The sequence below is a fragment of the Ruegeria sp. BB9 genome (assembly GCF_056539345.1).
Genome location: NZ_JBQFUU010000004.1, coordinates 261,386 through 273,445, shown reverse-complemented (window position 1 = coordinate 273,445; position 12,060 = coordinate 261,386). Strand labels below are relative to the sequence as shown.

Annotated in this window: 12 protein-coding genes; 2 read left to right on the top strand and 10 right to left on the bottom strand. The window is 61.7% G+C overall.

From position 1 onward, the window contains the following. Positions 1-63 precede the first annotated feature (63 nt). From ACR0FC_RS15100 to ACR0FC_RS15060, 9 genes are all read right to left on the bottom strand, one after another. Complete coding sequence (locus ACR0FC_RS15100) at positions 64-1,800, bottom strand: SulP family inorganic anion transporter (protein WP_170341597.1); 1,737 nt, start codon at positions 1,798-1,800, stop codon at positions 64-66. A 65-nt stretch (positions 1,801-1,865) separates the two neighbouring features. Next, positions 1,866-3,548 (bottom strand): bifunctional protein tyrosine phosphatase family protein/NAD(P)/FAD-dependent oxidoreductase, encoded by a 1,683-nt coding sequence (locus tag ACR0FC_RS15095; RefSeq protein ID WP_170341596.1) that lies wholly within the window; start codon positions 3,546-3,548, stop codon positions 1,866-1,868. A gap of 15 nt (positions 3,549-3,563) precedes the next feature. Further along, entirely contained in the window at positions 3,564-4,448 is an 885-nt protein-coding gene (locus ACR0FC_RS15090) for an MBL fold metallo-hydrolase (RefSeq protein WP_170341794.1), read from the bottom strand. A gap of 85 nt (positions 4,449-4,533) precedes the next feature. Next, on the bottom strand, positions 4,534-4,971 hold the full coding sequence (locus ACR0FC_RS15085) for a DUF6691 family protein (RefSeq protein ID WP_093963297.1): 438 nt from the start codon (positions 4,969-4,971) through the stop codon (positions 4,534-4,536). 4 nt (positions 4,972-4,975) lie between these two features. Continuing rightward, a complete protein-coding gene (locus tag ACR0FC_RS15080) occupies positions 4,976-5,407 on the bottom strand; it encodes a YeeE/YedE family protein (protein ID WP_170341594.1) in 432 nt (143 codons plus the stop codon). Between the two features lies 1 nt (position 5,408). Then, the gene (locus ACR0FC_RS15075) at positions 5,409-5,624 is read right to left on the bottom strand and encodes a YgaP family membrane protein (RefSeq protein WP_170341592.1); all 216 of its coding nucleotides are present in this window, start codon (positions 5,622-5,624) and stop codon (positions 5,409-5,411) included. A 96-nt stretch (positions 5,625-5,720) separates the two neighbouring features. After that, positions 5,721-6,386: a Crp/Fnr family transcriptional regulator gene (locus tag ACR0FC_RS15070; RefSeq protein WP_170341591.1), complete on the bottom strand. Its 666-nt coding sequence runs from the start codon at positions 6,384-6,386 to the stop codon at positions 5,721-5,723. A gap of 177 nt (positions 6,387-6,563) precedes the next feature. Then, complete coding sequence (gene cueR, locus ACR0FC_RS15065) at positions 6,564-6,950, bottom strand: Cu(I)-responsive transcriptional regulator (RefSeq protein ID WP_170341589.1); 387 nt, start codon at positions 6,948-6,950, stop codon at positions 6,564-6,566. A gap of 13 nt (positions 6,951-6,963) precedes the next feature. Next, complete coding sequence (locus tag ACR0FC_RS15060) at positions 6,964-9,474, bottom strand: heavy metal translocating P-type ATPase (protein ID WP_170341587.1); 2,511 nt, start codon at positions 9,472-9,474, stop codon at positions 6,964-6,966. A 248-nt stretch (positions 9,475-9,722) separates the two neighbouring features. Between ACR0FC_RS15060 and ACR0FC_RS15055 the strand changes: the two genes are divergently transcribed. After that, on the top strand, positions 9,723-9,995 hold the full coding sequence (locus ACR0FC_RS15055; RefSeq protein ID WP_170341585.1) for a hypothetical protein: 273 nt from the start codon (positions 9,723-9,725) through the stop codon (positions 9,993-9,995). Between the two features lie 4 nt (positions 9,996-9,999). Here the strand turns inward: ACR0FC_RS15055 and ACR0FC_RS15050 are convergent, their stop codons facing one another. Beyond that, the gene (locus tag ACR0FC_RS15050; RefSeq protein WP_093963303.1) at positions 10,000-10,662 is read right to left on the bottom strand and encodes a L,D-transpeptidase; all 663 of its coding nucleotides are present in this window, start codon (positions 10,660-10,662) and stop codon (positions 10,000-10,002) included. 303 nt (positions 10,663-10,965) lie between these two features. On the opposite strand from ACR0FC_RS15050, the gene ACR0FC_RS15045 reads away from it, so the two are divergent. Then, the gene (locus ACR0FC_RS15045; RefSeq protein WP_170341583.1) at positions 10,966-12,003 is read left to right on the top strand and encodes a substrate-binding domain-containing protein; all 1,038 of its coding nucleotides are present in this window, start codon (positions 10,966-10,968) and stop codon (positions 12,001-12,003) included. Positions 12,004-12,060: the final 57 nt, after the last annotated feature.

The following is a 12,060-nucleotide window of genomic DNA, read 5'->3' as shown; positions in this document are numbered from 1 at the left end:
CGTCAATCAAGCGTGAGGAGTAAAATTTACATAATCATGATTACGCGGCTCAGGGATCAGAACTCATTCCGCGGCCCACGTGATCCGGTCAGGCGCGGTCAGTCTTTGCCAAGCGTCATATTGCGACAGGAACACCTGCCCGTTCAGTTCGTCGAGGAAATGCGACTGCTTCAGACGGTCCATGACCGGGCCTTTGACCTCGCTCAGGTGCAGCCCGACACCCATGTCGCGCAGGCGGTGGTTGATCGCCTCAAGGCTTTCGAGCGCCGAGAAGTCGACCTCGTTCACCGCCGAGAACATCAGCACCACGTTGCGGATCTCGCAGCCCTCGGTCACGCGCGACTGGATCAGGTCCTCGAGGAAGCGGGCATTCACGAAGTACAGGCTTTCATCCACCCGCAGCGTGACCAGCGTGGGGTCGGTCTGGACCTTGTGGCGCAGGATGTTGCGGAAGTGTTGAGTGCCCGGCACCAGCCCCAGTTCGGCCACATGTGGACGTGAAGTCTTGTAAAGATGCAGAAGGATCGAGATTGCCACGCCGCTGGCAACACCCGCTTCGACGCCGGCCATCAGGGTCAGGACGATTGTAGCGGCGACGGCGGTGAAATCGGCCCGTGAATAGCCCCAGGTCTTTTTGAGGATTGAAAAATCCACCAGGCTAAGCACCGCCACGATGATCGTCGCGGCCAGCGTCGCCTTGGGCAAGAAATAGACAAGCGGGGTCAGGAAGAGTGCGGCAACCGCCAGCCCAACGGCGGTGAAGGCACCGGCCGCCGGGGTCTCGGCGCCCGCGTCGAAGTTCACCACCGAGCGCGAGAATCCGCCGGTGACCGGAAAGCCCCCGGTGAAGGCGGCGCCCAGATTGGCCGCGCCCAGGCCGATCAGTTCCTGGTCGGGATCGACGCGCTGACGTTTCTTGGCCGCCAGCGTCTGCGCGACCGAGATGCTTTCGACGAAGCCGATGATCGAGATCAGGATGGCGGGCACCAGCAGCGCGCCGATCAGGTCCGAGGACAGCCCCGGCAGGGTCAGCGGAGGCAGGCTTTGGGGCACCTCGCCCACGATCTTGACGCCGCGCGCGTCCAGCCCGAAGGCCCAGACCGCCATCGTGGTTGCCACTACCGCCACCACAGGCCCGGCCTTGGTCAGCAAATCGGCCAAAAGCGGCGGTACGCCCATGCGCCGCAGCGCGGGTTTGAGGTTCTTGCGCACCCAGAACAGGAAGGCCGTGGCCAGTGCGCCGATCACCACCGTAATCCCGCTGGTCTGGTCCAGATGCGCCAAGATAGAGCCCAGCATCTCGGGCAGGGTATGGCCATGCGCGCTGACCCCCAGGATGTGTTTCAACTGGCTGGTGGCGATCAGAATGCCCGAGGCGGTGATGAAACCCGCGATCACCGGATGAGACAGGAAGTTGGCCAGAAAGCCCAGCCGGAACACACCCAGCAACACCAGGAACCCGCCCGACAGAAAGGCCAGTGTCAGCGCCGCCACCGCATATCCGGCGGTGCCCTGTTCAGCCACCTGCCCCACCGCGCTTGCCGTCAGCAGCGACACCACCGCCACCGGACCCACCGCCAGCGCCCGGCTGGTGCCGAAGATCGCATAGAGGATGATCGGCACGATCGAGGCATAGATCCCCGCCTCGGGCGGCAGCCCCGCCAGCAGCGCATAAGCCAGCGATTGCGGGATCAGCATGATCGTCACGATCACCGCCGCGATCAGGTCGTTCGACAGCGCCTCCCGGTCGTACCGGCGGCCCCAATCCAGAATTGGCAAGTATCGCAACAGGTTGTGCATCGGTTCCACGTTCAAGAGGGCGCAGGGCGGGTGTTGGATGGCGCAGGGCAAGAAGCCCTAGCGACCTATTCGGCCGCCACCTTCAGCGGCTCGGGCTTGGCCATCCATTCCTTGCCCTTCAGCATCGCTGACCAATAGACCGGCGGTAGCAGCTTTTCCTTCAGGAACCAGGCCGCGCGGCTGGGTTTGGTCCCGTCGATCAGGAGTTTCGGGAAGCTGGGCTTCAGGACGCCGCCATAGCCGAACTCGGCCAGCACGATCTTGCCGCGCTCCACCGTCAACGGGCACGAGCCATAGCCGTCATAGGCCGCCACCGGGGCGCGGCCTTGGATATCGGCCACGATGTTGTCGGCCACCACTGGCGCCTGCTTACGCGCCGCCGCCGCGGTTTTCGCGTTCGGCGCGTTCATCACGTCGCCCAGCGACCAGATGTTGTCGAAGCTCTTGTGGCGCAGCGTCGTCTGATCCACATCGACCCAACCTGCCGCATCCGCCAGCGGCGACACCCGGATGAAGTCTGGCGCCACCTGCGGCGGGCAGACATGCATCATGTCGAACTCGACCGTCACCTGCTCGGGCTGCTCGTCGGGCTTGGCCACCTTGAACGTGGCGGTCTTCGCCGTTCCGTCCACCGCCACCAGATTGTGGAAGAAATTCAGCGCGGCGTCGTATTTCTTGACGTAGTCCATCAGCGCCGGGACATAGTCCTTGACCCCGAACAGCACCCCGCCCGCGTTCATGAACTGGATGTCGATGTCCTGGAGAACTCCGCGCCGGACCCACGCATCGCCCGACAGGTACATCGCCTTTTGCGGCGCGCCGGCACATTTGATCGGCATCGGCGGCTGGGTGAACAGCGCCCGGCCCGCTTTCAGACCCTCGACCAGCTGCCAAGTATAAGGCGCCAGATCATAGCGATAGTTCGAGGTCACCCCGTTGCGGCCCAGAGTTTCCTCGAGCCCTTCGACCGCGCCCCAGTCCAGCTTGAGCCCAGGGGTCACCACCAGACGGTCGTATTTGACCACCCGGCAACCATCCAGAATGACAGCGTTGTTCTGTGGCTCGAACGCGGCCACGGCGGCCTTGATCCATTTGACCCCGCGCGGGATCAGCGCGCCCATGGTCTTGGCCGTCTGTTCCGGGGTGAACACGCCGCCGCCCACTAGGGTCCAGCCGGGTTGATAATAGTGCACGTCCGACGGGTCGATGATGGCGATCGACAGGTCGGATTTGCGCGCATGCAGGCTGGCAGCGGTGGCGATGCCCCCTGCCCCGCCGCCCACAATCACCACGTCAAAGGACGCGTCGCCGGTGTCGGTGGGCGTTTTGCCGCCATTGGCGATGCGGCGGGCCACGCCGCTCATGTCATATCCGGCAGCCTTGGTTGAGGTCAGGATGTCAGGCAAGGCTCGGCCCTGCGCGGCCTCGTGCAGCGACCAAAGCGTGGCCGAGCGCGTGCCCGTCCGGCAATAGGCCAGGATCGGACCTGGCAGTTCGGTCAGGGCTTGACCGAAGGCCTGCGCGTCCTCATCCCGAACCAGGCCAGTCTGGACGGGAACGTACCGGGCTTCGATGCCAAGCTTTTCTGCAGCGGCCTCGATTTCCCCGAATGTCGGTTGGTCGGACCCTTCACCGTCGGGGCGATTGCAGATGATGGCGCGGAAGCCCGCGGCCTTGATCGCCGGGATATCGGCAAGCGTTACCTGTGGCGACACCGAGAGTGCGCCCGAAATCTTTCGGATTTCCATTGTTGTCTCCTGCGGTCAGATCTTGTTGACCGGAACCTTGAGCATCTGGTTGCCGTCCTTGTCGGTCGGGATGTCACCCGCCCGGATATTGACCTGGATCGACGGGATGATCAGGGTCGGCATCGCCAGCGTCGCGTCACGCTCGGTGCGCATCTTGATGAACTCGTCCCGCGACTTGCCGCCGCCCACGTGAATGTTGTGCGCCTTTTCCTCGGCCACCGTGGTTTCCCAGCGAATGTCGCGGCCGTTGGGGCCGTAATCGTGGCACATGAACAGGCGGGTTTCGTCCGGCAGGCTCAGCACCTTCTGGATCGAGTCATAAAGCGTTCCCGCATCTCCGCCCGGAAAGTCGGCTCGGGCCGAACCACCATCGGGCATGAACAGCGTGTCACCCACAAACGCCGCATCGCCCATCACATGCACCATGCAGGCCGGTGTATGGCCCGGTGTGTGCATGGTGAAGGCGGTCATGTTGCCGATCTTGTAGGTCATGCCATCGGTGAACAGTGCATCGAACTGGCTGCCGTCACGCTGGAACTCGGTGCCTTCGTTGAAGATCTTGCCGAAGACCTCCTGCACGATCTTGATGTTCTCGCCAATGCCGATCTTGCCGCCCAGCTTCTGCTGGATGTAGGGCGCCGCCGACAGGTGATCGGCATGGGCGTGGGTCTCGATGATCCACTCCAGTTTCAGGCCCTGCTTTTCGATCTCGGCGATCAGCAGGTCGGCATGTTCGAATGTGATCCGGCCAGCGGCATAGTCGATGTCCATCACGCTGTCGATGATCGCGCAAGCGTTGGATGTCGGGTCCGAAACGATATAGCTGATCGTCGCCGTGGCCTCGTCGTAGAAGCCCTGAACCTTGGGTTTGACGCTCAGATCCACCGGATACGCGGAAATCGGTGTCGCGATTGCGTCAGCCATTTTCTGGTTGTGGGTGTCGATTGCCTTTTGGTCGGTCATGATCGTGCCTCCTCTCTGACGCTCAGGCCTTGGCCGAACGTGTAATCAATGGTTGCCCTTGCAGAATGCGCGCCAACGCCAGCCCGGCGGCGACCGCGCCCAGAAACAGCAGAACCTCCCACCGTCCGGTGCCCAGGGCCGGAATTGCCGCGCCCGGGCAGAATCCTGCGATGCCCCAGCCCACGCCAAACAAGGCTGAGCCGCCGACAAGCTTCATGTCGATGTGCTTTGCGCCCGGAATCTGGAACCGGTCCGCATAAAGCGGCGCGGCGCGGCGCCATACCAAGCGATAGCCGATGAATGTCACCACCAGCGCACCGCCCATTACGAAGGCGAGGCTGGGGTCCCAGGTTCCGGCCAGATCGAAGAAATTCAGCACCTTGGCCGGGTTCATCATGCCCGAGATCGCGATGCCTGTGCCGAAGACGAGGCCGGTCAGGAACGTATGAAACAGTTTCATTGCCTCACCCTCCGAACATGTGGCGGATTACGAAAACCGTGATGGCGGCAGTTGCCATGAAGGTCGGAACGGCGACCAGGGACCGGGTCGCCAACCGCGACAGGCCGCACACTCCGTGACCCGAGGTGCACCCCGAGCCGAGGCTGGCGCCCAGACCGACGATGACGCCGCCGACAACGATCATCAGCGGGCTGATCGGTACCTCGATGGCCGGCATGGAGCCGGTCAACACGTAGATCAGACCCGGCGCAACGATCATTCCGGCAACAAGCGCCAGACGCCAGGAAAACTCGGACCCGCTGTCAGGAAAGACCAGACCGGACATGATACCGGTGGCACCCATGATGCGGCCGAGGCCCAGCATCAACAACACGGCGCCCAAGCCTATCAGCAGGCCGCCGCCAAAGGATGCAAAAGGCGTGAATACGGTTTCCATATTATCTGGTCCTGCAGGTTTTGATGCCCAAAAGCGTGTACACTGGGCAGAATTTCATGGTCGCGGTCAACAGCATGATGATGCCGACGATCACAGAGCAATATTTGAAAAGGGGTGCGGCGAACAGGGCCAGCCCGCTGAAGAGTGCAAGGTACAGCAGGACCAACCCAAGAGCCGCGCGCAGCGTGCGGTCGATCGTTCCGACGTTGTTGGTCATATCGCCCTCCATATTCAGGTTTCTGAATGGCATATATGACGCCAGGAGCGTCTCTTCAGTGACAATGTCACGAAAGCCGAGAAGATTCCCGAAAAATCAGGTGCTGTGGGCCAAAGCCTGCAAAGCCGTTGTGTCGGTGAGCGTTATCTTGCCCCGGGATTGCGAAACCAACTCGCGTTTCTGGAAGTCGTGGAGCACCCGCGAGACAACTTCACGCGCGGTTCCCAGTTCGCTGGCCAGTTGTTGATGTGTGGCCTGCACCTCGTTCGCGGCATCGGCCAATGCAAGCAGACGTTCCGCCAGCCGGACATCGATCCGGCCGAAGGCGACGTCATCGACCACACGCAGAAGGTCGATCAATCGGCGGGAATAGGCCTGGAACACGAAATCGCGGAACGCGTCCTCTTCCGCAGCTAGGCGGTCGAAGGCAAGCTTGGGCAGGACGATCGCGGTGACATCTGTTTCAGCAATGCCTTCGGCGTTATAGGCCTCTTCGGCCAGCATACATGCCGTGGTCAGCACGCAGCTTTCGCCGGCTTCGACCCGATACAAGACGATTTCGCGCCCCGTATCCGAGCTTTGTGAAACGCGGATCCGGCCTTCGTACAGAAACATGAGGCTGTCCGGCACATTGTCGGGCCCGAACACCTCGGCCCCGTTCGGGAACTTCACGATCCGCGCGGCCGCGCGCAACCGGGCGCGTACCACATCGGGCAGGTGGCTGGTTCCGTGGAACCGCTGGGTCCAGTCAGTGATTGTCATGTGGCTGCTTGCATGGGTGGCCCAAAGCCCTCGTAGATCATTACGGTTCTGCCGTCTTTCGCCCGGCCTAGACGATACGTTCGTAACAACGCGTCCTGTGCACCTGCCGCATGGCCTAGGACAGAACCGTGGTCGCGATCAAGGGAAAGCGCCCGAAGGTGCCTCGGGTCCATCCTGTCAGTCGCGACCCAGATCCTTGAGGATCGGACAATCCGGGCGGTCATCTCCGGCGCATTCCTGGATCAGGTGCGACAGTGTTTCGCGCATGGCTTTCAAATCTTCGATCTTGGCATCGATCTCTTCGAGGTTCTGTTTGGCGATCCGCTTGACGTCCGCGCTGGCGCGGTGCTTGTCCTCATACAGCGCCAGAAGCGAGCGGCAGTCTTCGATGGTGAACCCCAGCGACCGCGCGCGCCCGATGAACGCCAGCTTGTGCAGTTCTTTCTCGTCGAAATGGCGGTATCCATTGGTCGAGCGTCTGGGTTTGATGAAACCGATATCCTCATAATACCGGATGGTCTTGGCCGGCAAACCCGAGCGTTCGGCGACGTCCCCGATGTTCATGGCGGCTCCTTTCCTATTCGGCGGGTGTGGGTGCGTGTGCGATGGTCTGCGGTTTGCGGTCGGATCCGCTCGGCGGCCGGGCCGCTTTGACCCAACGCAGCCGCAATGCGTTTGACAAGACGAACACGCTGGACAGCGCCATGGCGCCAGCCGCCAAAACCGGGGACAGCAAGGGTCCGCCAAAGGGATAGAGAACTCCCGCGGCCACCGGGATCAGCAGCGTGTTGTAGCCAAAGGCCCAGAACAGGTTCTGCCGGATATTGCGCATGGTGCGCTGGCTGATATCGAAGGCGTTGACCACGCCGATCAGATCGCCCGACATCAGCACCACGTCTGCGGCCTCGATCGCAACGTCGGTCCCGGTGCCGATGGCAATGCCGACATCCGCGGCCGCCAGCGCCGGAGCGTCGTTGATCCCATCACCGACAAAAGCCAACTTGCCGCCGTTCACGCGCAGGTTTTCCAGTGCAGCGACTTTGCCTTCGGGCAGGACTTCGGCGACGACTGTGTCGATCCCAAGCTGTGCTGCGATGGCATCGGCCGTCGCCCTGTTGTCGCCCGTGATCATCGCCACTTTGAGCCCCAGCGCGTGCAAGGCTTCGATGGCCTCCGGTGTGCTGGGCTTGATCGGGTCGGCCACCGCGATTGCGGCGGCAGCGGTTCCGTCGATTGCGGCGTAGAGCGGTGTTCTTCCTTTGGCGGCCAGCGACGCGCCGTGTTCTGACAGCGCGCTGATGTCGATGCCTTCACGCTCCATCAGACGATCGGCACCAATGAGGATGCTGTGCCCTTCGACAGCCGCTTGAACCCCATAGCCGGTGATCGACTTGAAATCCTCGGGTTTCGGCAGATTCAGGCCGCGTGTCTCGGCCGCGCGCACGATGGCGGTGGCGATCGGATGTTCCGAAGTGGCCTCGACGGCTGCGACCAGGCGCAGGACGGTGTCCTCATCCAGCCCTTGGGCAACCACAAGATCAGTCAGTTCCGGGCAGCCTTCCGTCAGGGTGCCGGTCTTGTCCACCGCTACAACAGTGGTTTCCTGCAACATCTGCAGCGCGTCCCCCTTGCGGAACAGAACGCCCATTTCCGCAGCGCGCCCCGTGCCCACCATGATCGATGTCGGCGTAGCCAGACCCATTGCGCAGGGGCAGGCAATGATCAGCACCGCGACCCCGGCAACCAGAGCCATACTGAGAGCCGGGTCCGGTCCGAACAGCAACCAAACAAGGACTGTCACGACCGCAACTGCGATCACCGCGGGAACAAACCAAAGGGTTATACGGTCAACCATGCCCTGAATGGGCAGCTTCGCGCCCTGAGCCTGTTCGACCATCTGAATGATCTGCGCCAGCATCGTATCCGCTCCGATCTTTTCGGCGCGGACGGTCAACGCTCCGGTACCGTTCACGGTGCCGCCTACGACGGTTGCGTCAGAGGATTTCTCGACCGGAACGGGCTCACCCGTGATCATGCTTTCGTCAACATACGAACTGCCGCCCAGCACCGAGCCATCGACCGGGATCTTTTCGCCGGGCCGCACGTGAACCAGATCGCCCACTGCGATCTGATCAATAGGCAGTTCGACGATGCGGTTCTCCCGTTCGACCCGCGCGGTTTTGGCCTGCAGGCCGACCAGCTTGCGGATCGCCTCGCCGGTTCGGCCTTTGGCGCGTGCTTCAAGAAAGCGGCCCAGCAGGATCAGAACCACGATGACCGCGGCCGCCTCGTAATAGACATTGGCCGTGCCGGTCGGAAGGATTTCGGGCGCAAAGGTCGAGATCAGCGAGAACCCATAAGCCGCCGACGTGCCCAAAGCGACCAGCGAATTCATGTCTGGCGCACCCTTGGCAAGTGCTGGAAAGCCCTTGGTGTAGAATTGAAGACCGGGCCCGAACAGGACCAGTGTCGTCAAGACGAACTGAATGTAGTGGCTGGCTTGCAGACCGATGGTGCTTGCAATCAGATGATGCATGCCGGGAATGACATGCGCGCCCATTTCAAGGATGAAAACCGGCAAGGCCAGGATTGCCGCAAACCCCGTTCGCAGTGCCAGTATGCGGATTTCGTCAGCTTTGCGATCCTGCGCCGCTGCCTGAGCCGAGTTGCGCGGCGTCGCCGGGTACCCGGCCGCGTTGGCCAATGCAGCAATCGCTTCGGGTGTCGTGGCGCCCGCTGCAAACTGGACGGTCGCGCTTTCCGAGGCGAGGTTGACCGACGTCGCCAGCACCCCCTGCCCGGCAAGCAAAGCCTTCTCGACCCGGCCGACGCATGAAGCACAGCTCATGCCCTGGATGTTGAGCGTGACGGTCTCGGTTACGGCTGGATAGCCCGCCGCCTCCATCGCCTGTGCGATGGATTTGACATCAGCCGGAGCATGGAAATCCACTTGGACGCTCTCATTCGCCAGGTTTACTGCAGCCAAGTCGACGCCCGGAACCGCGCTGAGCGCACGCTCAACCCGGGCCACGCAAGACGCGCAACTCATCCCCTGAACCTGAAATTTGGCATGTGAAATATTGGCCATGTCGTCACCACGATTATCCGGTCGACCCTGTACATAAGGGTTCCAGCAAGTGGAAGGTCAAGGCCCTCTGCGGAATATCCCTGCACACCAAGCAAACCATCCCGTCAGGGCAAGAGCAGTTGCGGCTGTGCTCCGTCGGCAACAGGGCAACGATGGATGGCGACGGATCCTTGGTGAATTGAAGCGGAATCGCTTGGATGCGAGGGTATCACGCAAAGAGAATCACTTGGGAATCGGAAAGGTGCGGCATGACAACGAGGAAAGCATTGATTGGGCTATGCGCGCTGTCCCTGATTGCCGCCTGCACCGAGACCACGTCGATGTCCGGCGACAAAGCCCCCGGTGATCTTGCCAAAGTGCCCGAGGGCGTGGTCGAAATCGCTGCTCCGGGGCAGGACCTGACCGCCGTTCGGATCATGCCCGAAGACGGTTGTTACTGGTACCGTTACGTGGGTCCGGTCGAAACGACATACCTACCGCTGAGAACCGCCGATGGCCGCCCGATCTGTGCCCGGGCGTGACGGATCAGCTGCTGGCAGTCGCAAATCTTTCGGGTGGGTATAGATGAGCCGTCGCACCCGGCTGCACCCGGTCATACAGGCCTATGATATGGGCCATGACCATGCGCACACACCCTGAGCTTGCCCGCCCGCCGATAGACCGGGAATAGGGTGTTCCGTGGATGCGCAGATATGTGTCGCGATTGCCCTGAAACAGGTAGAAAGCGCGTGCGCCCAAGGGGTTGTTGGGTCCGCCGGGCATTCCGTCGGCAAACTGCGCATAGTCTTGCGGATCACGTTTGATCATGTCCGCGGTTGGGGTCCAACGCGGCCATTTGGCCTTGCGCCGGATGGTATAGGTCCCGGGTTCGTAGAGATTGCCACGGGCGATCGCCACGCCGTATCGCATCGCGGTTCCGCCCTCTTCGATGAAATACAGGTAGCGCGCGACCGCATCCACGTGAATGTCACCGGGCACCAGCGACCGATTGGTTTCGACCCGTTGCGGCAGAAACCGGGGATTCAACCCCCAAGGGTTCGAGGTGGCCGGGTCATAGTTGGCCGGCGTCACCTGCCTGTCCCAAGCCGCCCATTGAGATGCGGTCGACGCTTCGGCCGATGTCGCGCCGAGAATCGGTTGCGAGAAAACAGCAAGCGAAGTCGCAACAAAATGTCTTCTGGTCAGCATGTCTGCACCTCCAGTCGCCTTGCCGTGGCAGCAAGAAAAAAGATCGGACTAAACGATTCCCTGAAACAGACCCCGAGTCCATTCACTTGTTCGTTTGATGCAAAACCTTGTCGCAACTGGTGTTTTGAGGTCGTGCACAAACGGCTGCCGAAAGCCACGCATCTGGATAAGACGAATTTCTGAGCCGCCTCGGGTGGGTTGTCATAAAACTGTTACGGAAGCGTTACATAAGCTTCGCACGCCCGGACTACTGCACTCATCAAGGCCGCAGGGGGCGGCCAAAGCTGATTCTCAGGAGTGACCATGACCACCATCAAACTGACCGCTTCGGTTCTGGCAATCACCGCGATCGCCGCGTCCGCTGCCTCGGCGCGCGACGCCATCCGTATCGTCGGATCGTCGACCGTATTCCCGTACACCCAAGCCGTGGCCGAGCAGTTCGCCAACAACACGGGCGCAGCTTCGCCCATCGTCGAATCGACCGGTACCGGCGGCGGCATGAAAATCTTCTGCGAAGGCATCGGTGAAAACACCGCCGACATCACCGGCGCATCGCGTGCCATGAAGGCTTCGGAATACGAGCTGTGCCAAAAGAACGGCGTCACAGACATCTCGGAAGCCCTGATCGGTTTCGACGGCCTGTCGATCGCCATCTCGCGCAGCAATGAACAGGATTGGGACCTGTCGCTGGCCGACATCTACATGGCTCTCGGCGCCCAGGTGCCGGTTGATGGCGAGTGGAAGGACAACCCGTACAAGACCTGGAACGAAATCAACCCCGACCTGCCGGCCGTGGAAATCCTGGCCTATGGCCCGCCGCCGACCTCGGGCACCCGCGACGCGTTCGTCGAGCTGGCCATGCATGAAGGCTGCAAAGAGCTGGACTTCGTCAAGAGCGGTGACTTCGACAAGAAATGGGTCAAGGAAAACTGCTCGCGCATGCGTACCGACGGACCCTTCGTCGAAGCGGGCGAGAATGACAACCTGATCGTTCAGCGCCTTGAGGCGGACCCGAACGCCGTGGGCATCTTCGGCTACTCGTTCCTGTACGAGAACCTGGACAAGCTGAAGCCGGTCACGATCGAAGGCGTCGAGCCGAATGCCGACACCATCGCCGACAAATCCTATCCGGTGTCCCGCCCGCTGTACTTCTATGTAAAGAATGCGCATCGCGGCGTGATCCCGAACCTGGACGAGTTCCTGGCAGAATACATGTCGGATGATGCTTTGGCATCCGACGGCTACCTGGCCGAACGTGGTCTGGTTGGCCTGTCCGACGAGCGCCGTGAAGAGCTGCAGGACGCAATTCTGGACGGCCAGAACATGGAACCCAAGTCGTAAGATTTGCAATTCACAGGGCTGTCCGGCCGCGAAACCGGGCAGCCCATTTTTGTGCCT